Source organism: Aeribacillus sp. FSL K6-2848, from assembly GCF_038004325.1.
Taxonomy (GTDB): Bacteria; Bacillota; Bacilli; order Bacillales; family Aeribacillaceae; genus Aeribacillus; species Aeribacillus composti.
Genome location: NZ_JBBOQQ010000001.1, coordinates 2577165 through 2600085 on the forward strand (window position 1 = coordinate 2577165; position 22921 = coordinate 2600085).

At 40.7% G+C, this 22921-nt stretch carries 21 protein-coding genes; 1 reads left to right on the plus strand and 20 read right to left on the minus strand.

The window, feature by feature from the left end:
• Positions 1 to 2: 2 nt before the first annotated feature.
• The 12 genes from NSS70_RS12360 to NSS70_RS12415 form a co-directional block, all read right to left on the minus strand.
• Positions 3 to 335 (minus strand): putative DNA-binding protein, encoded by a 333-nt coding sequence (locus NSS70_RS12360; protein WP_063388432.1) that lies wholly within the window; start codon positions 333 to 335, stop codon positions 3 to 5.
• 94 nt (positions 336 to 429) lie between these two features.
• Positions 430 to 1413, minus strand: a complete 984-nt coding sequence (gene ftsY, locus NSS70_RS12365) for a signal recognition particle-docking protein FtsY (protein ID WP_063388433.1) — start codon at positions 1411 to 1413, stop codon at positions 430 to 432.
• A gap of 15 nt (positions 1414 to 1428) precedes the next feature.
• Entirely contained in the window at positions 1429 to 4995 is a 3567-nt protein-coding gene (gene smc / locus NSS70_RS12370) for a chromosome segregation protein SMC (protein WP_339230541.1), read from the minus strand.
• Positions 4996 to 5081: 86 nt separating this feature from the next.
• Positions 5082 to 5822, minus strand: a complete 741-nt coding sequence (rnc, locus tag NSS70_RS12375) for a ribonuclease III (protein WP_063388435.1) — start codon at positions 5820 to 5822, stop codon at positions 5082 to 5084.
• A gap of 113 nt (positions 5823 to 5935) precedes the next feature.
• Positions 5936 to 6169 (minus strand): acyl carrier protein, encoded by a 234-nt coding sequence (locus tag NSS70_RS12380; protein WP_063388436.1) that lies wholly within the window; start codon positions 6167 to 6169, stop codon positions 5936 to 5938.
• A gap of 63 nt (positions 6170 to 6232) precedes the next feature.
• The gene (fabG, locus tag NSS70_RS12385; RefSeq protein WP_063388437.1) at positions 6233 to 6976 is read right to left on the minus strand and encodes a 3-oxoacyl-[acyl-carrier-protein] reductase; all 744 of its coding nucleotides are present in this window, start codon (positions 6974 to 6976) and stop codon (positions 6233 to 6235) included.
• Positions 6977 to 6978: 2 nt separating this feature from the next.
• A complete protein-coding gene (fabD, locus tag NSS70_RS12390; protein ID WP_063388438.1) occupies positions 6979 to 7920 on the minus strand; it encodes an ACP S-malonyltransferase in 942 nt (313 codons plus the stop codon).
• A gap of 2 nt (positions 7921 to 7922) precedes the next feature.
• The gene (gene plsX, locus NSS70_RS12395) at positions 7923 to 8924 is read right to left on the minus strand and encodes a phosphate acyltransferase PlsX (RefSeq protein ID WP_340881717.1); all 1002 of its coding nucleotides are present in this window, start codon (positions 8922 to 8924) and stop codon (positions 7923 to 7925) included.
• Complete coding sequence (gene fapR / locus NSS70_RS12400; protein ID WP_063388440.1) at positions 8908 to 9510, minus strand: transcription factor FapR; 603 nt, start codon at positions 9508 to 9510, stop codon at positions 8908 to 8910. The genes plsX and fapR overlap by 17 nt, the downstream gene beginning before the upstream one ends.
• 91 nt (positions 9511 to 9601) lie before the next feature.
• Positions 9602 to 11647 carry an ATP-dependent DNA helicase RecG gene (gene recG, locus NSS70_RS12405; protein WP_339230536.1) on the minus strand — a complete coding sequence of 682 codons (2046 nt, stop codon included), beginning with the start codon at positions 11645 to 11647 and terminating at the stop codon, positions 9602 to 9604.
• Between the two features lie 127 nt (positions 11648 to 11774).
• Positions 11775 to 13442 carry a DAK2 domain-containing protein gene (locus NSS70_RS12410; protein WP_066246543.1) on the minus strand — a complete coding sequence of 556 codons (1668 nt, stop codon included), beginning with the start codon at positions 13440 to 13442 and terminating at the stop codon, positions 11775 to 11777.
• A 17-nt stretch (positions 13443 to 13459) separates the two neighbouring features.
• A complete protein-coding gene (locus tag NSS70_RS12415; protein ID WP_063388443.1) occupies positions 13460 to 13822 on the minus strand; it encodes an Asp23/Gls24 family envelope stress response protein in 363 nt (120 codons plus the stop codon).
• Between the two features lie 238 nt (positions 13823 to 14060).
• Between NSS70_RS12415 and rpmB the strand changes: the two genes are divergently transcribed.
• A complete protein-coding gene (gene rpmB, locus NSS70_RS12420; RefSeq protein WP_063388444.1) occupies positions 14061 to 14249 on the plus strand; it encodes a 50S ribosomal protein L28 in 189 nt (62 codons plus the stop codon).
• A gap of 681 nt (positions 14250 to 14930) precedes the next feature.
• Here the strand turns inward: rpmB and spoVM are convergent.
• The 8 genes from spoVM to fmt form a co-directional block, all read right to left on the minus strand.
• Positions 14931 to 15011 (minus strand): stage V sporulation protein SpoVM, encoded by an 81-nt coding sequence (spoVM, locus tag NSS70_RS12425; protein WP_063388445.1) that lies wholly within the window; start codon positions 15009 to 15011, stop codon positions 14931 to 14933.
• Positions 15012 to 15231: 220 nt separating this feature from the next.
• Entirely contained in the window at positions 15232 to 15879 is a 648-nt protein-coding gene (gene rpe, locus NSS70_RS12430; protein WP_063388446.1) for a ribulose-phosphate 3-epimerase, read from the minus strand.
• Positions 15880 to 15881: 2 nt separating this feature from the next.
• Positions 15882 to 16766 (minus strand): ribosome small subunit-dependent GTPase A, encoded by an 885-nt coding sequence (rsgA, locus tag NSS70_RS12435; RefSeq protein WP_311066239.1) that lies wholly within the window; start codon positions 16764 to 16766, stop codon positions 15882 to 15884.
• 18 nt (positions 16767 to 16784) lie between these two features.
• The gene (gene pknB, locus NSS70_RS12440) at positions 16785 to 18752 is read right to left on the minus strand and encodes a Stk1 family PASTA domain-containing Ser/Thr kinase (RefSeq protein ID WP_339230534.1); all 1968 of its coding nucleotides are present in this window, start codon (positions 18750 to 18752) and stop codon (positions 16785 to 16787) included.
• Positions 18746 to 19504, minus strand: coding sequence for a Stp1/IreP family PP2C-type Ser/Thr phosphatase (locus NSS70_RS12445; protein WP_339196590.1), 759 nt, complete (start codon positions 19502 to 19504; stop codon positions 18746 to 18748). The genes pknB and NSS70_RS12445 overlap by 7 nt, the downstream gene beginning before the upstream one ends.
• 4 nt (positions 19505 to 19508) lie before the next feature.
• A complete protein-coding gene (gene rlmN / locus NSS70_RS12450; protein WP_339192953.1) occupies positions 19509 to 20573 on the minus strand; it encodes a 23S rRNA (adenine(2503)-C(2))-methyltransferase RlmN in 1065 nt (354 codons plus the stop codon).
• A complete protein-coding gene (gene rsmB / locus NSS70_RS12455; RefSeq protein WP_066246553.1) occupies positions 20570 to 21916 on the minus strand; it encodes a 16S rRNA (cytosine(967)-C(5))-methyltransferase RsmB in 1347 nt (448 codons plus the stop codon). Before rsmB ends, rlmN begins: the two co-directional genes overlap by 4 nt.
• On the minus strand, positions 21913 to 22848 hold the full coding sequence (gene fmt, locus NSS70_RS12460; protein ID WP_063388452.1) for a methionyl-tRNA formyltransferase: 936 nt from the start codon (positions 22846 to 22848) through the stop codon (positions 21913 to 21915). The genes rsmB and fmt overlap by 4 nt, the downstream gene beginning before the upstream one ends.
• Between the last annotated feature and the right edge of the window lie 73 nt (positions 22849 to 22921).

A 22921-nucleotide genomic window follows, 5' to 3' on the forward strand; every position in this document is an offset into this window, starting at 1 on the left:
TCCTAATCCAGTTTTTCCAAAAGATGAAGTAGTCGGTCAAATTCTTCCTTCATTTCTGATTGGAAAGGCAGACCTTTCAGCTTTTCAATTATTTTTTTACGCTCTTGAAATTTCTTGAACAGCTGAAGCTTCTGCTCGTATTCCTCCAGCATCATTTCCGTCCGTTTTATGTTGTCGTACACTGCCTGGCGGCTGACGTTGTATTCTTCAGCAATTTCACCTAGGGAGTAATCATCCAAGTAGTACAGAGACATGTAGCTTTTTTGCTTTGGCGTCAACAACGACTGATAAAAATCAAATAAATAATTCATCCTCGTTGTTTTTTCAAGCAACATCAACACCCCCTGTTGTTAAGTGAATTGCCTTTACATGTTTTTAGTGTATCGATTCTAACTGTAGATGTCAAGTTTTTTTCTTAACACAATTACATTACGCTTCATCTACTAAATCGGCAAACAGCCCATAAACATATTTCTCTGCATCAAATTTCTCAAGATCGTCCATTTTTTCGCCAAGCCCCACCAGTTTTACAGGAATGTTCAGCTCATTTCGAATGGCTAGAACAATTCCTCCCTTCGCAGTGCCATCCAATTTTGTCAAGGCAATTCCAGTGACATTTGTCGCCTCCGAAAACTGTCTTGCCTGGCTCATTGCATTTTGTCCGGTTGTCGCATCAAGGACAAGCAGCACTTCATGCGGAGCACCTGGAATTTCCCGTTCGATAACCCGCTTTACTTTCTCAAGCTCTTTCATTAAATTCATCTTATTTTGAAGCCGTCCAGCAGTATCACATAATAAGACGTCTACTTTTCGAGAGCGAGCGGCCTGAATGGCGTCATACACGACGGCAGCAGGATCAGAGCCTGCCGATTGTTTAATCACATCTACGCCAACCCGATCCCCCCAAACTTCCAGCTGTTCGATGGCGCCTGCTCGGAACGTGTCGCCGGCAGCAAGAAGGACAGATTTTCCTTCTTCTTTTAATCGATGTGCAAGCTTTCCGATCGTCGTCGTTTTTCCAACACCATTGACGCCAACAAACAATACGATGTTTAACCGGCCGTCTTCAATGTTTAAATCGGTAGGAGCGCCGTCTTCTCCTTGGTAAATTTCAACAAGCTTTTCGGAAATGGCAGCGCGCACTTCCTTCGGTTCTTGAATGTTTCGCCTTTTCACTTCCATTTTCAATTCATCGATCAAGTCCATGACCGTTTGAACGCCGACATCGGCAGTAATCAAAATTTCCTCTAATTCCTCGAAAAATTCTTCATCAACCTTTCGATAGCGCGAAACAAGTTCATTTAAGCTTTCTGTAAAAGAGCTTCTCGTTTTTTCAAGCCCTTCTTTAAATTTTGCCGTTACTGAATCCTTCTGCTTTGAAATTTTTTCTTTTAATTTCTTAAAAAAACTCATTTATTTTTCTTCCTTTCACGACGATTTCACATATCTAACTGTATCTTCCAAGCGGACGGATACAACTTTTGACACTCCCGATTCTTGCATTGTCACACCATATAAAGCATCCGCTTCTTCCATCGTCCCTTTCCGGTGGGTGATGACAATAAATTGAGTATTCTCACTGAAACGCTTCAAAAATTTAGAAAATCTTTGAACGTTTGCTTCATCCAATGCCGCCTCTACTTCATCGAGAACACAAAACGGAACAGGACGTACCTTTAATATGGAAAATAGAAGGGCAATTGCAGTCAAAGCGCGTTCGCCTCCGGACAGCAGGCTTAAATATTGCAGTTTTTTCCCTGGAGGCTGAGCAATAATGTCCACTCCGGTGTTTAACAGATCGTCGGGATTTGTCAAAATTAAATCCGCTTTTCCGCCTCCGAACAGTTCTTTAAAAACGATATCGAATTGAGAACGTATTTTGGCAAACATTTGGGAAAACTGCTTTTTCATTTCTTCATCCATTTCGGCGATGACTTTAAAAAGAGTTTCTTTTGCATTCAATAAATCGTCCCTCTGTTCTGTTAAAAACTCATGCCGTTCACGCACCCGCTCGTACTCATCAATTGCCCCTAAGTTTACGGTTCCAAGCTCTTCTAATGCCAGTTTAATCAGCTTTACTTTTTTCTTCGCCTCTTCTTTCTCCATCTGTAAAGGAAAGCGGGCCTTTGCTGCTTCAAAAGTTAGCTTATACTCATTTTGCAAATAATTCAAGAGCTGATCAAGCTCCACATCCAGCCTGTTTAATTTCACTTCTTCATCTTTTAGAACGTCCGTCAGTTGTTTATGAGCGCGCTTCAGCTCTTTCCATTCTTTTTCTTCTCGTTCCAGCTCTTCTTGCATGCTCATTCGCTGGCGTCTGCGGGATGCGATCAATTCAATTGTTTTATTTTTGTCCTCAAGCTTCTCCTTTTTTATTTCTTCCAATTGGATTTCACCGGAGTGATCGCGGTCGATTTCATCCAATAATAGTTGTAAATCTTTTTCCGCCTCTTTCTTTTTTTGATTCGCCAGATGATATTCTTTTTCAAGGCGTGCTAATTGTTCCTTACTATTTTTAAAGGATTCCTCTTTTCCTGCAAGAATAATTTTGAGCTCTGTTATTTCCTGCATCCATTCTTCCTTTGATTTTTGCTGTTTCTCCTTCTTCTCGGCCAGCTGACGAATCTCTGAATCTAGCTGTTGTATTTGTCCTTCCATTTGTTCGATGGAGGACAGCAATTTTGTTTTTCTTTCATCTAACTTCTCCTGTTCTTCTACATAGGCGATTTTTTCAGCATCGTAAAGCTTCAAATGATCATTAATATTTCGCTCTTTTAATTCAATTTCCCTCAAGCTGCCCTTCAAAGCTTGCTCTTCCATTCGCAAAGAAGATCCTTCTTCCCGCAGATCATCAAGCTCTTTCTCTTTTTTGGCAATCGATTGCTTCAGATTTTTTACTTCTTTTTCGAGCAAAGCTGTCTTTTCTTCCATTTCCGCAATTTTGTCGCGAATCGACTCAAGCTCTCGGTTTTTGGTAAGGAAAGAAGGTGATTTCTGCTTCACCGCTCCTCCTGTCATCGATCCGCCTGGATTGACTACATCGCCTTCAAGCGTAACAATTCGGTGCGAGTACTGAATTTGTTTGGCAATCGCATTTGCCCCTTCCAACGTTTTTGCAATAATAACGTTTCCTAACAGATTTTCTATGATCGGCTTATATGCTGATTCATATTCCACGAGTTGAGACGCTATCCCGATAAAATCAGGATGGCTTTCTGCAATCGAAAGCTGATATTTCGGGATTGAGCGGCCTTTGATGACAGATAAAGGAAGGAACGTCGCTCTGCCGAATGCATTTTTCTTCAAAAACGCAATCGCCTGTCTTGCCGATTCTTCATCGTCAACGACTATATGCTGGCTTGCCGCGCCAAGAGCAATTTCAATGGCTGTTTCATATTCATGTTTCGTTGTCAACAGCTCGATAGCAGCACCATGTATGCCTTTTAGCTTGTGTTTTGCTTTTAAAACTTCGCGGACACCCTGGAAGAAACCGGTATAATCCTCCTGCATCGCCTCTAGCATTTCTTTTTTTGATTTTGCTTTTTGTAAATATTGATATGCTTGATAAAGCAGCGATTCCTTCTTTTCATATTGTTGTTTTAGGCTTTCCAACGTTTTTAAGCCTGTATGATAAGAGGAAAGCTGATTTTGCAATGTTTTTCCGATTTTAGAAAGCTGTGCTTCTATTTTCCCTTTCTCTTTTTTCAGCTCTTTTCTTTCGGAAATATATTTTTCGTTTGCCTCGTCTAAGCGGTCTGCTTTGACTTTTCGCAAGCTTAGCTGCTCCTCAATATAATTGATTTCATTTCGAGCGCTTGCCAGTTCATTTAATTTTTCAAAATAGTCACTTTTTAGCTGCTCAAGCTTTTCCTCGATGTTTCCATCCAGGCTTAGCAGCTCGTTTTCTTTTTTTTGCAGGAAGGATTTTAGTTCTTTTACTTCTTTTTCGCATGTTTCATAGACGCTTTTTTGCTCTTCTTTTTCTTTTAATAATTGATTTATTTGTTCAGTCAGCTCAGCGATTTGCTCTTTCAACTGCTGTTCGTTTTGCGCCGCATGTTTTTTTCTTTCTTTTAAAACTTCTTTTTTCCCTTCAAGCTTCTCCAGTTCTTCGCTTGCCAAAAGAAGAACTTGCTGCAAATCATTGATTGATTCATCCAATGCACTGATTTGATCCCGCATTTCTTCCAGATTCGCTTCTTTTTTTTGTATTTGCGATGTCAGCTCTAGTTCGCGATCGCGATTTTCTTCGACCGAACGCTTCAATGCTTCCCATCTATCATGAAGCTCTTCAATTTCATGCGCGAGAAGAGCGACCTCATGCTGCTTCAGTTCTTCCTTTTTATCCAAATAATCCTTTGCAATAGATGCCTGCATTTTAAGGGGCTCAATTTGCGCATTCAGTTCATATAAAATGTCTTGAACTCTATTTAAATTTTCTTCAGTTTCAGCAAGTTTTATTTCAGCTTTCTTTTTTCGGGTTTTATATTTTAGCACACCAGCCGCTTCTTCAAAAATTGTCCGCCGATCTTCCGGTTTCGCGCTTAAAATTTCTTCAACCTTTCCTTGGCTGATAATTGAAAACGCTTCTTTTCCGAGACCGGAATCCATGAACAGGTCGATAATATCTTTTAAGCGGCAAGATTGCTTGTTTATAAAAAATTCACTTTCTCCAGAGCGGTAAACTCTTCTTGTCACACTTACCTCATGATAATCGATCGGCAAAAACTGATCGCCGTTATCAAGAGTTAAAGTGACTTCCGCCATATTTAAACGTTTGCGAGTATCGCTTCCAGCAAAAATAATATCCTCCATTTTGGATCCTCTTAATGATTTTGCTGATTGCTCCCCAAGAACCCATCGAATAGCTTCTGTTATATTCGATTTTCCGCTCCCATTTGGGCCGACAACAGCGGTAACACCGCCAGCAAAATCAACGCTGATCCGATCTGCAAAAGATTTAAATCCTACGATATCTAAACGTTTGAGGAACATGGTGATCCCCTTTCATTCCAAATAAGTCTTTCCTATTTTACCATAACAAAAAATGATCGGAGCAATATCAATAAAAAATCCCCCGTTTATTTTTGGGGGAATTCGCCTAATTTTTGCAATCCTTGTTCAGCTGCATGCTGTTCTGCTTCTTTTTTGGAACGGCCCACTCCTGAACCGATCACCTCTCCGTTTAAAGATACGGTTGCAACAAATTCTTTATTATGAGCGGGGCCTTTTTCTTCCAAAATTTTATAATCCAAAACACCTTTTCCGTCACGCTGAATAAGCTCTTGCAATCTGCTTTTAAAATCCATCACATGAGAAAAAGCACCTTCGTCGATTTTCGGGAAAACGACCTTATTTAAAAAAGAAGTGACTGACTCAAGACCTTGATCCAAATACAAAGCGCCGATAAATGCCTCAAAGACATCAGCTAAAAGAGCTGGACGACCGCGCCCCCCAGTCATTTCCTCTCCTTTTCCGAGCAAAACGAGTTCGCCAAAAGAAAGCTCGTTGGCAAAAGTAACAAGCGATGGCTCGCAAACAATGGCAGCTCTCAGCTTTGTTAAATTGCCTTCAGACATTGTCGGATATTTTTTATACAAGTACTCCGAAACCGTCAGCTCCAATACTGCATCACCTAAATATTCCAGCCGTTCATTGTCTTCATACGGTTTTTTGCGATGCTCATTCACATAGGATGAATGTGTAAAAGCCTGAAATAAGAGCTTTTCATTCGTGAACGTAATGCCGATTTTTGCTTGGAAATCACGAAACTTTTCTATTTTTTTAAAAAAATTTTTTTTTAAATTTGTTTTGTTAGGCATACGTTACCTCCATTTTCTAAACAAATGAAACAACCTCTACTTTATGTTAACAAAAAAAGGGATGAAAAGGGAGAAAGCCCCGCAAAGATACGGGACTTTTTAAAAACATGCAATTATAGTTTACTCTGTATGTAATTAACTGCATCCCCTACAGTCACAATTTGTTCCGCTTCTTCGTCGGAAATTTCCATGCCGAACTCATCTTCTAATTCCATAACAAGTTCAACAACGTCTAGGGAATCAGCGCCGAGATCGTCTTTAAAAGAGGATTCAAGCTTTACTTCAGATTCATCAACTCCGAGACGGTCGACGATGATCTTCGTAACACGCTCCAATACATCTGCCATAACTTTCACCTCCCTCCAGTATTATAGAAGATTTGTCTTCATATTACTACAACGAATTCAAAATTAATACATGACCATTCCGCCGTCGAGACAAAGTGTTTGCCCTGTCATATAGGAGCTTTTATCAGAAGCTATGAATGTTACCATATTGGCAATATCATTCGGCTCGCCGAAACGTCCGAGCGGAATTTGTTTGAGCATTTCATTTCTTATTTGTTCAGGGAGCTGATCCGTCATATCGGTTGAAATAAAACCTGGCGCTACAGCATTTACTGTAATATTTCGGCCCGCCAGCTCCTTCGCAGTCGTCTTCGTCAGTCCGATAATCCCGGCTTTAGCCGCTACATAGTTTGCCTGTCCAGCATTACCAGCTATACCGACGATCGATGCGATGTTGATGATCCTGCCGGAACGCTGCTTCATCATTTGTCTTGTGACCGCTTTTGTACAATTGAAAACACCTTTTAAATTTATGTTGATCACGTCGTCCCATTCTGATTCTTTCATTCGCATAAGCAAATTATCTTTCGTGATTCCGGCATTATTTACAAGAATGTCGAGACGGCCGAATCGTTCGATTACTTCATTGACCATGCTGTTTACTTCATCAGCATTTGCAACATTAGCGCGAATGGCAAAAGCTTTCCGTCCTAAGGATTCAATTTCTTTTACCACTTCATTGGCTTTTTCCTCATTACCAGAGTAATTTACAGCAACATCCGCGCCATTTTTGGCAAGATCAATAGCAATCGCTCGGCCGATTCCGCGGCTTCCTCCCGTTACAAGGGCCGTTTTCCCTGAAAGCATAATCATACCTCCTTTATGTCATGAACAACTGCTTCTAATGATGACAAATCAAAAATATTGTATGTTTTAACGCTGCGATCCACCTTTTTGACAAGACCTGTCAGAACTTTTCCAGCACCGATTTCAATAAACGTTGTCACCCCTGCTTGAATCATCGACCGTACACTTTCTTCCCATCGAACAGGAGAATAAAGCTGCTCAATCAAAAGGCTCTTGATTTCATCTTTATTTTGAACAGGAGCAGCAGTCACGTTTGCGATGACAGGAACGGATGCATCTTGAATGGTCACTTCATCAAGCACTTTTGACAGCTCGCTGGCAGCCGGCTTCATCAATTCAGAATGAAATGGACCGCTTACTTCCAGCGGGATTACCCGCTTGGCGCCCTTTTCTTTAGCAAGCTCCCCAGCTCTTTGTACTCCTTCTTTTGTTCCAGAAATAACGATTTGCCCGGGACAATTTAAATTTGCCAGTTGTACTAGTGTGCCTTCATTCGAGATTTGTTTTGTTATGTTTTCAAGTTCTTCCTGCACCATACCTAAAACGGCAGCCATGGATCCTTCTCCTGCAGGAACCGCTTTTTCCATCAGTTCACCGCGCTTTCTTACAACATAGACTGCATCTTCAACTGTCATGACGTTTGCCGCCACTAATGCTGTATATTCACCCAGGCTGTGTCCGGCAACATAATCAAAAACGACTTCATACTGTTTCAATGCTTCAAAAATCGCAGCGCTTGTCGTCAGCAGTGCAGGCTGTGCATTGTATGTTAACGTCAATTCTTCTTGCGGACCGTTGAAAATAATAGAAGTTAAATCAAAGTCTAAACGTTCATTTGCTTTTTGAAAAATTTCCTTGGAAATGGGAACTTGATCAAAAAAATCTTTTCCCATACCGACTTGCTGAGAGCCTTGTCCCGGAAACAGAAGAGCAGTTTTCCCCATTGTCAATCCCCTTTCAATTGCATGTTCTGAATCGTTTCTTCTATCGTTGAAGATACGGAGTTCGCCACTATTTCCCGAGCCTGGCGAATAGCATGAAAAATAGCCAGCTCATCGGATGAACCGTGGGCTTTGATCACCGGTGCTTTCAGCCCGAATAAGCAAGCCCCGCCATGCTCTGAATAATCCATTTTTTTCTTTAGTCCTTTTAATTTCGGCTTCAAAACAGCTGCAGCAATTTTCGCTGTAAAAGAGCTTGTCAACGCCTCTTTCATCATGGCAAATACCGAAAGTGCTGTGCCTTCAATGGCTTTCAAAGCAATGTTTCCTGAAAAACCGTCCGTTACTACAACATCAGCCGCTCCTGACAGCAGGTCGCGCGCTTCTACATTGCCGACAAAGTTGATCGGCGATTGAGATAGAAGTAGAAAAGCCTGTTTAGCTAATTCGTTCCCCTTTTTCTCCTCCGTTCCAATGTTGAGCAAGCCAACTCTCGGAGATTTGATCCCTCTCACCTTTTCTGCATAAACGGAGCCCATGATTGCATACTGCTGCAGATGTTCCATTTTCGCATCTGCATTAGCGCCGACATCGAGCATCACAAAGCCTTTTCCATCAAGGGTCGGCAGCGTTGGTGCCAGCGCCGGCCGGTCGATGCCGTTTATACGGCCGATAATAAACAGACCGGCAGTCATAAGCGCGCCTGTATTCCCAGCTGAAATGCAGGCATCCGCCTTTTTGTCGCGAACTCTTTCAGCCATAATGACCATCGACGCATTTTTTTTTCTGCGCACAGCCCGAACAGGTTCGTCGTCATTTTCAATTTTTTCTTCTGTATGAAAAATAGAAACGTTTGTATGTCTACCTTCTAACAATGGAGTGATCAGCGACTCATTTCCGATTAATTCAATTTCCAAATCAGAAAATTCATCAAGCGCTCTTAATGCTCCTTTTACAACCGCTTGAGGCGCGTTGTCTCCCCCCATTGCATCAATGGCTATCTTCATGTTTTGCCCCTTCCTTTTTAGATTGATTCGCAGATCTGAACATTTCAAATTCACCTGAAAAAACGAGTTCGTTGCCGACATAGCTGTTTACTTCAACAAACGTGCGGCCTTTATCTCGGTCAATGCGAGTGACTTTTGCTTTTGCGACAACGCGCTCATTTTCTTTTACTTGCCGTGTGAAACGGATTGTCGCTTTAGCCGTTAATGCCAATTCATCATCAATGCAAGCAACGGCAAGAGAGTTCGCTTGTGCAAATAGATGATGGCCGCGTGCAATTTGATTTCGGCTAAAAACATGCTCTTTTTTAACATCAAAAATCGAAATAGCCGATTTATCGAGCTCAAGATCAATAATTTCACCGATCACTTCATCAATCGGAAGGGATTTGACTTCATCTTCAAGTTTTCGTTCAGCGACATGCTTGATTCGTTCTCTTAATTCCGGGATCGACAGTTCTAGTCTGTCCAAACGGATGGTTTGGACGCTGACGCCAAATTTTTCAGCTAATTCTTCATCTGTAATAAAAGGCGTTTCTTGAATTGTTTCCAACAATAAACGCTGTCTTTCCTTTTTACTGCGTCTCATTTTTTACACCGTCCGACTAGTATTAAGACTAGGTACTAATAACAAGTATATAATCAAAGAAATAAGTTTGCAACCATGAATTCTTTTTTGGCTAATCCAGCTTCTCTCCGCTCAACACTCCGGAAGCCTCTAAATCATCGCGGAGCGGCGCAAATTGTTCATCTTTCCAAAAAGCATCAGACTGAATCAGTTTGGCAGCGTCAGATCTCGCAGTTTCAAGCGCTCTGTAATCATGGACCATGTCGGCGATTTTAAACTCTGGTATGCCGCTTTGTTTTTTGCCGAAAAAATCTCCTGGACCTCTAAGCTCCAAATCTTTTTCAGCTAAACGGAAGCCGTCATCTGTTTCCGTCATAATTCTCATTCTTTCTTTTCCTATTTCTGATTTCGGATCTGAAAGCAGTATGCAATAGGATTGCAAATTTCCCCGGCCAACTCTTCCTCTCAGCTGATGGAGCTGGGCAAGACCAAACCGCTCCGCATCGTAAACTAACATGACCGTGGCATTCGGTACGTTTACGCCCACTTCCACTACTGTCGTGGAGACAAGAACTTGCACTTTATTTTCGCTAAAATCCATCATCACCTGATTTTTCTCTTCTTGTGACATGCGTCCATGCAAAAGGCCGATTTGAATTCTGCCCTGATAAAATTGAGTTAATTGACTGTGCACTGTCACAGCATTTTCAACATCCAAATTTTCCGATTCTTCAATTAACGGACAAATCACATACGCTTGATGGCCCTTTTTCACTTCTTTTTCAATAAATATTAGAATTCGGGTTAACATTTCCGGCCGAACCCAATATGTTTTTACCTTCTTTCTTCCGGAAGGCATTTCATCAATGATGGAAACATCCATTTCGCCAAATGCAGTTATAGCAAGAGTTCTTGGAATAGGAGTTGCCGTCATAAATAACACATCTGGGAATTCTCCTTTTTCCCGCAATATTCTTCGCTGATTGACGCCGAACCGATGCTGTTCATCCGTAATCACAAGCCCTAAACGGCAAAAATTCACTTCCTCCTGAATAAGGGAATGCGTCCCTATGATCATGTTAATGTCCCCGGATTTCAACTGAAGAAGCAGTTCTTTTCGTTTTTTCCCTTTGATTGAGCTTGTTAATAAAGCGATGCGGACAGACGTATGCGAAAAAAGATTTGACAATGATTTCGCATGCTGCTCAGCTAAAATTTCCGTCGGAACCATCAATGCCGCTTGATAGCCGCTTAACACAGCGGCATACATCACAATGGCAGCAACTGCGGTTTTCCCTGATCCAACATCTCCTTGAAGAAGGCGGTTCATCCTGTAGGGTGAAGACATATCGGATAAAATTTCCGAAACGACACGCTTTTGTGCGTTTGTTAATGAAAAAGGAAGCGTGTCGATAAAGGATTGCAATTCTTTTCGATCAAAATGATGAGAAATTCCTCTTGAGGAAGACCTGCGAAAATGTTTAATCGCCTGCATTTTCAATTGAAATAATAAAAATTCTTCATAAACAAATCTTCTTCTTGCTTGTTTCAGTTCATCGGCATTTTTGGGAAGGTGCATGGCTCTTACCGCTTCTTCTTTCATCGGCAATTTATATCGCTTCCTGAGCATTTCCGGCAAATTTTCTGGAATAAAACTGGAATACGACTGGATGGCGGTCCTGATAATCCGTTTTAGCTCTGAAACAGTCAGCTTTCCGCGGACTGAATAAACGGGTTCTACTTCTTGATTTTGCTTATGAGGCCCAAAATGAATCTGTTGAACATTGACAGTTTGCCGATTGCGGTCCCAAATGCCAGAGACGGTAACAACCTGATTGATGGCAAGCTTCTGTTTGTAATATGGTCTATTAAAACAAACTGCAGTGACAACATAACGGCCGACAAGCAGGCGAAAGGAAAGACGCGACCGCTTCTTTCCGTAATAGGTCAGCAATGGCTCGCTGTAAACCTTTCCTTCGACTGTCACTCTTTCTTTATGCTTCACTTCAGCAAGATCCTTTAAACGGTTGTCTTCATAGCGATTAGGAAAATAATAAAGCAAATCAGAAACAGTATGTATTCCCATATCATGCAGCAAACGTTCTGTTTGTTCTCCTACCCCTTTAACCGCTGTGACCGGTTGTAGCAATTGGTTCATGTTCTGTTTGCAGCTTTGAACTTAGCCGCGGGAAACCTCCTTTAAAACCGTTTGAAATATCGATATTTAGTTTACCAAAAATACTTAAACCGTGAAATAAAAAGAGGAAGGCCGAAGCCCTCCTGCTCTACTCAACTGAAAAAATATAAGAATATAATGGCTGATTTCCATTATGAACCTCAATTTCGATATGTTCATAATGATTTTCAACATGTTGGACTAATTGGTCTACTTCGTTTTCGGATGCATCTTCTCCTTGGAGAATCGTCAATATTTCATCCTCTTCATCGATCATTTGATCCAACAATTTTTTGGCAGCTTCAAGCTTGCTTTTATCTTTTGCGACGATGGTTTTCTCGTAAATCCCCATGAAGTCTCCTTTTTCTATCGCAAGTCCGTCAATACTTGTATCCCTTACAGCATATGTGACTTGTCCTGTTTTCACATTCCTGCTTGCTTCCTCCATCGCCTTTACGTTTTCCTCTAAACCGAGTTCAGGATTGAAAGCCAGCAGGGCGGATAATCCTTGAGGAACGCTTTTCGTTTCAATGACTCTTATATTTTTATCAGTTATTTGTGCTGCTTGATTGGCTGCCATAATGATATTGGAATTGTTCGGCAAAATAATAATATTCTCTGCGTTCAACTGTTCGACAGCCTTTACAAAATCTTCAGTACTTGGATTCATCGTCTGGCCGCCTTCAATAATTTTTGTTGCACCAATTGATGTAAAAAGGTCGGAAATTCCCGAGCCCATGGCAACCGCGATAATTCCGTACTTTTCATTTTTGGGTGCCGCCGGTTCAGTAGATAATACATTTTCCGTTTGATTATTGACAATTGTACTATGCTGCTCGCGCATGTTTTCAATTTTCATATTCAATAAGCTGCCGTAGCGCTGCCCGTATGTCAATACCTCGCCAGGCTGTTCAGAATGGATATGTACTTTGACAAGTTCATCATCGGCAATTACTAAAAGCGAATCTCCGAACCGGGATAAATCTTCGCGAAATTTCTTTTCAGAAAACGGCTCTTTTTCTTTTTCAAACCGAACCATAAATTCTGTACAATATCCATATTTAATATCTTCTGTATTAATATGACTTTGTGCATTTTTATGATGCTCTGCACTTACCAGTTTGTCCATCGAAGGAAGCTTAGGGGATTCGGAAATTTTCTCTCCCTTTAATTCTGCCAAAAATCCCTCGTAAATAAATACAAGTCCTTGTCCACCGCTATCCACAACGCCCACTTCTTTTAGGACAGGCAGAAGCTCAGGCGTTCTCTTTAATGACTCCTTTGCTTCTTTTACCACTTCTTCCATAACAATTGTCAGATCATCGGTTGATTTAGCTGTTTTAACAGCTTTTTTCGCAGCATCTTTTGCAACCGTTAAAATGGTCCCTTCAACAGGCTTCATAACAGCTTTATAGGCAGTATCAACACCTGCTTGAAAAGCTTTAGCAAATTCATCCGCATTGATCGATTCTTTTCCTTCAACCGCTTTTGCAAACCCACGAAAAAGCTGGGATAAAATAACCCCAGAATTCCCACGCGCGCCCATTAACAGACCTTTTGCAAATGCTCCAGCTACAGAACCGATATTTGATGAAACATGTTTTTGTACTTCTTTTGCTCCAGCTGTGATGGATAAATTCATGTTTGTTCCCGTATCCCCATCCGGAACAGGAAAAACGTTTAACGCATCCACCACTTTCGCATTATTAGATAGATGATTCGCTCCTTGAATCACCATTTCCGCAAAGCGCTTCCCATCAAGCAAAGTATTGGCCACAAATGTTTCCTCCTTCTCTACGGATTCGTTACACGAACCCCTTGCACATATATGTTAATGGAATCGACAGATAATCCAAGAATTTGATTTAATGTATATTTCACTTTTGTTTGAACATTATGAGCAACTTCTGATATTTTTGTTCCATAGCTGACAATAATATACATATCAATATGAACGCTCTCTTGTTCTTGGCGGACGATCACTCCACGGCTGAAATTTTCTCGCCGTAAAATTTCTGAGAGTCCGTCTTTAATTTGATTTTTGGAAGCCATTCCGACAATTCCGTAACAATCAACAGCTGCACCGCCGGCAACTTGTGCGACTACATCATTCGAAATTTCGATCTGGCCATATTTCGTTTTTAATTCGATGGACATTCGAGTTCCTCCTTTAGCATACGTTCATTACAAACATTTTACTATATGATGATTTGGATTTAAAGAAATGTCATGGCTCCCTACATAATAAGAGCATTAATACATGATGATGTCAAGCGTAAATTCTTGAAAGTGAGGTGAATTTATATTGCAATGATCAAGGGTGTATGTTACATTATTATAGTATCTTGAAACATTGTCAAAATAGCAATTTCCTTGCAAGTTAGGAGGTATAGAAATGGCTCGTAAATGCGTGATTACTGGCAAAAAAACAAGCTTTGGCAATACACGCTCTCACGCTATGAACGCTTCAAGACGCAAATGGGGAGCGAACCTTCAAAAAGTGCGAATTCTTGTGAATGGAAAGCCAAAACGTGTATACGTTTCTGCACGTGCTCTTAAATCTGGAAAAGTTGAGCGTGTATAAAACAAAAGTTAGACGACAAGAGGTTGGATTATGATCAGAAGAAATCGGCGAATCCCGATATCTTCTGATCAAAAGTATTTCGAAAATAAGCGTTTAAAAAATCGGCGCTTTAACAAACTTCTGACCGTTTTGTTTCAATACTCTTTATTCACCTTTTGAAGCACTCCCAATGTCACATTTCTTCAAGCACATTCTTCTTTTTAGGCGAATTCTGCAACTTTAAAATCCACGTTAATATGAAATTTTTTCAAACTGCTAAAAAAACTACATAGGTTATTTACTACATATTAACGATCGGAATACATTCCACTTTCTCAAACAGTTTGCCTTGCCTTTCTTCAGCCCGATCCGTGTTCCTTTTGGCATACACAAAATCAACCGCATAAAGTCTACTTTAAATTAAAAAAATTCTTTTTTACACAAAAAAAAATGGAAGAAAAATGAGGCAGCTTTTTAGTATTGAAGACAAAAACCCCTGCCATTTACTGTATTTGTTGACAGTTTGCTAAAAACGAAGGCAACATGCACTTAATCGGTGTCCTCTATTATTTTTTCCAGTTGAAGCCGAACATTCTAACAGAATGGTAAATCCCCACAATATAATTTGGTATAAAAAAAGCTTGTAGAGTTCACACCATTTGGCTTTGTCTACAAGCAGAAAGCACCTTGATAGGTGCTTCTTTAATCTTTCTTAAATGAACCGAGCATTGCCCGTATAATTCCTCCTAAAAACCTCGGAAGCTTAATTGTATAAAATCTCATTTATATTTACCCTCCCCATGAGAAATCTAAAAAACGTCTATAAGTAGCATATTCATCATCCGTATTTTAGATACTAATTAGAACGTCTTCATCAACTTTTCTTACAATATCTTTATGCATGAAAAAAATAAAAAAGTACTTGACATCTATTGAAGAATCGACGTAAAAATGAAAAATTTTTTCCTTTAAATGTGAAAAGAACCGCATATAAACGGTTCTTTCACATTCCTCTTATAGATTTGATCGCTTGCTTGCGATCTTTTTCATTATAAATGGCTGATCCTGCCACAAGCACATTTGCTCCAGCTTCCACACACAATTTGGCTGTTTCAGCGTTGATGCCGCCGTCCACTTCGATCTCAACTTGCAAATTTCTTTCTTTCAAGATGCTGGAAACTTGCTGAATTTTTTTGATGACTGATGGAATAAACGCTTGTCCGCCAAATCCAGGGTTAACCGTCATCAAAAGCACGAGATCAACATCTTCTATTACATGCTCGATCATCGATACAGGAGTATGTGGATTTAAAACAACACCTGCTTTCACTCCATTCGATTTGATTAAATGGATCGTTCGATGAAGATGCGGGCAGGCTTCCGCATGAACGGACAACAAGTCGGCTCCTGCTTCAACAAAAGCAGGAATATAACGATCAGGCTGTTCAATCATTAAATGAACATCAAGCGGCAGCTTGGTCACTGGGCGGATCGCTTGCACAATGAGCGGACCGATCGTAATATTCGGCACAAAGTGGCCGTCCATCACGTCAACATGAATGTAATCCGCTCCTCCTTTTTCCACATCAATAATTTCTTCTGCCAACCTAGAAAAATCTGCGGATAAAATCGAAGGTGCAATTTTAACCATGTTCAATACCTCGGCTTTCTTTCTTTTATCTCTTCTAAAAACTGAAGATAATGTTCGTACCTGTAGGAGGAAATATCGCCATTTTCAACCGCTTCTTTAACGGCGCATTTTGGCTCCTTCTGATGAAGACAGCCTCGAAATTTACATTGAATGCTAAATTCTTTTATCTCTGGAAAGCAATTCGGCAAGTCATCAGCTTCTATACCCGTAAACTCCAGCGAACTAAATCCGGGCGTATCGGCGACTAGTCCCCCTCCCAATGAAATGAGCTCTACATGTCTCGTTGTATGCTTTCCTCTCCCCAAATGATCGGAAATTTCTCCTGTCTTCAATTGCAAACGGTGATCCAGGCAGTTCAACATGGAGGATTTGCCAACTCCAGATTGCCCGGCAATCACTGAAATGCTGTCTTTTAAATAAGGAATGACCTGTTTAACTGTTTCAGGCTCTTTTGTAGTCATCAAAAAGACAGGATAGCCAATTTTTTCATAATCTTTGGCAAACTGACGAATCTTTTCATCTATTACATGATCTGCAATTAAGTCCATTTTTGTAATACAAATGATCGGGCGAATGTTTTTGGCTTCCATTAACACCAAAAAGCGATCCAGCAGCTTGGCACTAAAATCTGGACTTACAGCGGAAAAAACTAAGATCCCTTGATCAATGTTTGAAATGGGCGGACGGATCAATTCATTCTTTCTATGCAAAATTTCTAGAATGTAGCCTTCTTTTTCATTTTCCGCCTGAAAAATAACTTCATCTCCTACTAGAGGGGAAATTTTATTTTTTCGAAACACCCCTCTTCCCCTGCATTGATAAAGCTTATTTTCAGCCAATACGTAATAAAATCCGCTTAACGCTTTAACAATTTTGCCTTTTGGCATACATGACCTCCTTTTTCATTAATTTTCAGGATAAGGAACTGTTTCAGTTTTCACCACTTCATTATTCAGCAAAACTTGATAATAAGCGGATTGACCAGGTTGAATCGTCAGCTCAATTTTCTTTTTGGTAGGCTTTGATATTTTAAATGTTTCATAAGGTTCACCGATAGAATGCTCAGCATCATTGATATAAATACCCACTTCCGCTTCTTCGCCGTGAATTTCGGGATCAAACGGGATCTCTACTTCACGGACGACTTTTTTGTCCGGCTTTTCTTCCGGACCTAAGGAAATAACCACTTCTATTTTTTCACCCGGAAGCACTTTTTTTCCTGCGCTCGGTGATTGGGAAATCACTTGACCGGCAGGAACTTCATCGGAATGTTCTTCTTTCTTTGAAAAAGATAAACCTTCTTTTTCCACATAGTCCTTAACAGCTTCTTCTGTGTATCCCGTTAAATCTGCAAGCGTGATTTTTCTCGGTCCTTTGCTCACGGTTAATGTAATTTCATCTTCATCAGGAATGAGCTCTGCTCCCTCACTCGGAGATTGGTCAATGACAGTTCCTTCCTCTTCACCGCTATATTCTTCCAATACTGTAATGTTGGAAAATCCTTTTACTTCAAGGAGCTGCCTTACTCTCTCGATATCCTTCCCGATATAATTATCAAGCGTTACCTTTTTCTTGCCTGCACTTTCATAAATGATAATAGAAGAACCTTCTTCTACCATTTCTCCTGCTTCTGGTTCTGTCCTTATGACATATCCTTCTTCAATTTCATCGTTTTCCAACAAAATCGTGTCTTTGACATCAAATCCTTCCTTCAGCAATTGGTTGACAGCTTCCTCATATGTTTTCCCTCTCACATCAGGCACTTCTACATCTTTTGGAAGGATTAGTTTAGGAAGAACGAGAAGTGCTAAAATGATGGCTATGATGACTACAGCTGTCGCCATCCATAACATTTTCAGCCATTTTCTTTTTTTCTTAGGGCTTACAATATTTTCATGCTTTTGTTCCTTTTCTGCTCCCGACGGCTGCCGATCCTTTGCATGATGAATGATTGTTTGTTCCCCAGTTTCAGGTATATCATGTAAAACAATCGGATGGGTGATCGTTTTTTCGTCGTTATCAGGTATTTCAAATTTCTTTTCATCTAATCTGTCTGTATTAAAGGCAGTGCGAATATCTTCTCCCATTTCTTCCGCAGAGGAATAACGGTGAAGAGGGTCTTTCGCCATCGCCTTTAAAATAATATTTTCGACGCTTTGGGGGATCTCAGGGTTCCATCTCTTTGGAGACGGAGCTTCTGATTGCAAATGCTTTAAAGCGATTGATACGGCCGATTCCCCGTCAAAAGGGAGCCTGCCTGTCAGCATTTCATACAGGACGATGCCGAGCGAATAAATGTCAGATTTTTTTGTTGCAATCTGACCTCTCGCTTGTTCAGGCGACAAATAATGTACAGAGCCCAGCACGGAATTAGTGTGGGTAATGGTTGTTGATGTCAGAGCCATAGCAATCCCAAAATCGGTCACTTTAATGTTCCCGAGGTTGTCAATAAGTATATTGTGCGGCTTTATATCTCTATGGACAATTTGATTTTCGTGTGCGTGAGCAATGGCTGATACGATTTGCTCCATTAAATTTAATGCTTCTCTAGGATGCAAAGGTGCATTTTGCTGGATGTACTGCTTTAACGTCTTGCCTTCCACATACTCCATCACGATGTAGTAAATGTTATCTTCTTCGCCGACATCGTAAATGCTGACGATATTCGGATGGGCAAGGCTTGTTGCCGATTGTGCCTCTCTCCTAAATCTTCGTATAAACTCATCATCATCTGAAAAATCTAGTCGTAAAATTTTAATGGCAACGTCGCGTTCTAAAATAATGTCTCTTGCTAAATAAACGTTTGCCATTCCTCCTCCGCCAATCACTTTCAAAATTTTGTAACGGCCGCTAATCCGCTTGCCGATCAGCATGTTCCATCACTCTCGCGGCTGATGACATGTTTATAAATAATGACAGAAATATTGTCATCGCCGCCGTTTTCATTTGCTAGCCGTATTAATTCCTTCGCTTTTTCTTCCAGTGATTGGTCGGATGATAAAATTGATTCCATTTCATGTTCCTGCACTTTATTCGATAAACCGTCAGAACAAAGAAGCAAATAATCGTTTACTTCTAGGACGACTGTTTTAATATCTGCATCGACAGATTGTTCTGTGCCGAGAGCTTTCAATAAAATGTTTTTTCGCGGATGCTCTTTCGCATCCTCTTTTGAAATTTGTCCCGATTTCACAAGCTCGTTCACTAATGAATGATCATCGGTAATTTGAGCAAAACCGGCTTTATTTAACAAATAGCATCGGCTGTCACCAATGTGGGCGATTGTAGCAAAGCTTTCAGTACAGATGGCACCGACAAACGTCGTGCCCATTCCTTTACATTCCTTATGTTCATTCGCATATGTCAAAAGTTCTTCGTTGACTTCGGCAATATGATCGTTTATCCAGCTCTCCGCCTGCTCGGGATGTTCCATTTTTTCCGCTTCGTTCCAGCTTTTTTCAAAATGCTCGATCGTCATTCTGCTTGCGACATCGCCTGCGAGGTGGCCACCCATTCCGTCAGCCACGACAGCTAAAATTTGCCCGTGTCGGTTAAGAATGGCACTTGCGGCGTCTTCATTATGGGTTCTGACCTTTCCTTTGTCAGTAAAAACAGCGGTTTTCATTTATTCACCTCGTCTCTATTTTTCGCTCTTTTGCCCTTAACTGTCCGCAAGCTGCATCAATATCGTGTCCATGTTCTCTTCGGATCGTGACATTAATCCCTTGTTCCTTTAATGTCCGTTCAAATCGAAAAATTTGATTTTTGCTCGTGCGAACATAATTCCGCTCCGGAACATAGTTGACTGGAATTAAATTCACGTGGCATTTTAAATCTTTTATTAGCTCAGCAAGCTCGAGTGCGTGCTCCACTTGATCATTTACGCCTCCAAACAGTCCGTATTCAAATGAAATTCGCCGCCCTGTTTTGTCAATATAATATTTGACTGCCTTCATTAAATCAGGAAGCTTAAAAGCTTTATTGATCGGCATTAGCTTTGTGCGCAGTTCTGTATTCGGTGCATGGAGGGAAATAGCTAAATTGATTTGTAAATTTTCATCAGCAAATTGATAAATTTTAGGGGTAATTCCGCTAGTTGAAACAGTAATGTGGCGGGCGCCAATGTTCAATCCTTTTTCGTCGTTGATGATTTTTAAAAATGACATCATTTCTTCATAGTTGTCAAAAGGCTCTCCAATCCCCATTATGACGACATGGCTGACTCGTTCGCCGATTTCATCTAAAATTTGCTGCACTTTTATGACTTGAGCTACAATTTCCCCCGCAGATAAATTTCGTTTTAATCCACCTAATGTGGAAGCGCAAAAGGTGCACCCGATTCGGCAGCCAACTTGTGTTGTCACACATACTGAGTTTCCGTAATTATGCCTCATTAACACCGTTTCAATGGAATAGCCGTCATGGAGCTCAAACAAAAATTTCATCGTGCCGTCTTTTGACGTTTGCTTAACAATTGTTTTCAATGTTGTCAAATCGAAATGCTCCGCCAATGCTTCCTTCAATGACTTTGGCAAATTGGTCATTTTATCGAAAGAGGCAGCGCGTTTTTTATACAGCCAATCAAAAATTTGTGCTGCTCGAAAGCCTTTTTCTCCTTGTTGTTCAAGCCATTCTTTTAAATCGGAATATTTTAACGAATAAATAGATGGTTTTACTTGCATCTTGTCCATCATTGTACCTTCCTTCTCAAAGCCGCGATAAAAAATCCGTCGGTATTGAAATATTGCGGCAAAATTTGCACAAAGCCGTTTTCGACGTATTGTCGAACTTTTTCCGGCATTCGATCTTTTAACGTCTCATCCAATTGAAAGTCATCATGCTCCTTTAAAAAATATTTTATCATCTCCTCATTTTCTTGTTTATCTATTGTGCAAGTGCTATAAACAAGCAAACCTCCAGGCTTCACCAAATCAGCTACGGAAGCTAATATCTTTTTTTGCACTGATGTTAAAGAAAGAATATCTTCTTCTGTTTTCGTATATTTTATTTCCGGTTTTTTTCTTATGACACCGAATCCGCTGCACGGTGCATCCACTAAAATTTTGTCGAAGCTGTTTGGCGGAAAATGCTCCGAGGCGTTGCGGCTGTCCAGCACTTTTGCGTTTACATTCAAGAGCCCAAGCCTTGATGCTTGTTTTTCGATGAGCTGGATTTTATGCTCGTGCAAATCTAGGGAGACGACTTTACCCGTATTATTCAAAAGCTCTGCAATATGAGTTGACTTCCCTCCCGGAGCTGCACATGCATCCAAAATTTGCTCTCCTTCTTTTACATGTAAAGCTAGCGAGACGAGCATCGAGCTTTCATCTTGAATGGTGAACCAACCTTTTTGATAGAGGCTCGTATTCGCTAAATTTCCTTTTACAGCTTCGATGGCCTCATCAACCAGCTTTCCCTTCACCGCCTTTATTCCTTCTTTTTCCAAAGCAGCGATCGCCTGAGGAACTGTCGTTTTCAGCTTGTTCACTCTAGCTGTCTGTTTAGCATGCAAAAGCTGCGATGATAATATATTTTCCGCAGTCTCAAACCCGTATTGACTCGCAAGCCGTTCGACAAGCCATTTCGGAGCGCTTGTCTTTACCGCTGTACGCTCAATCGGATCTTGTATGTCTTTAATGGTAGGGAGGCCTTTTCGTTGTATATTTCGCAAAACACCGTTTACTAGAGCCGCAATCCCTTTATGTCCTCTCTTTTTGGCGATTTCCACTGCCTCATAAAGAACCGCGCGGTCAGGAATCCGATCTAAATACACCATTTGATAAAGCGATATTCTTAAAAGCTGGATCACCCAATTGCTAATTTTTTTCTTTTTCTCTAGAAAATGCGATAAATAGTAATCAAGAGTCAGCTTCCGCTGGATGGTTCCGTAGACAAGCTCTGTCAATAAAGCAGCATCTTTTTGCTCCAATTTATATTTATCAATCCATGTATTTAGCAGCAGGTTGCTGTATGCTTGTTTTTCTTCGATGGCCACTAGTAAATCCATTGCTAGTTCTCTTGCATTTCGTTTTTTCATTCGAATGTCATCCCTATTTCAATTTGCGTTCCTCTTAAAAATTGCTCGCAGCTCATTTTTTTCTTTCCGGACGGCTGAAGCTCAATAATTTTAATGGAAACGTCATTTCCTGTTGCAACAACGAAACCGTCCTTGTCGACGGAAACAATTGTTCCAGGCTCTGCTTGGTGTTCTTTCTTCACTTTTTCTCCCCACCAAATTTTAATCGTCTTTCCGTTCAAAACCGTGTAGGCAACTGGCCAAGGATTTAACCCGCGAATGTGGTTGTACACCTCTTCACCGCTTTTCGTCCAATCGATTTTTTCCTGTTCCCTTTGAATATTCCAGGCAAATGTGGCTTTCGTTTCATCTTGCGGAATTGGAGTTATACTGTTTTCTAAAATTTTCGGTATCGTTTGTGACAAAAGATTGGCGCCTGCTTCGCTCAATTTGTCGTGCAATGTAGCAACCGTATCCCTTTCATCAATTGGAACTTCGACTTGTGTTAAAATATCTCCGGCATCCAGTTTTTCCACCATATACATGATCGTAACTCCCGTCTTCTTTTTGCCTTGCATGATGGCATAATGAATGGGTGCTCCGCCTCGCAGCTCAGGCAAAAGAGAAGCATGTACATTTATACAGCCATATTTCGGTGCGTCCAAAATCTCTTTTGGCAAAATTTGACCAAAAGCAGCCGTTACAATTAAGTCGGGTTTTAACGCCAAAATTTTTTCTATTTCTTCTTTGTGACGGATTTTTTCAGGTTGAAACACTGGAATGTTATGTTGTTCTGCAGCCACTTTTACAGGCGGAGGCGTCAATTGTTTTTTTCTTCCTTTCGGGCGGTCTGGCTGTGTGACAACTGCACAAACGTCATGACCGTCTTTTACGATTCGATTTAGCACTGGTACAGCAAAGTCAGGCGTGCCCATAAATATAATTTTCGCCATACATATCTCCCTTCTATTGTTTCCAACTCATCGACATCTAAAAACTAGATATGATGCTAACAATTTACATAAC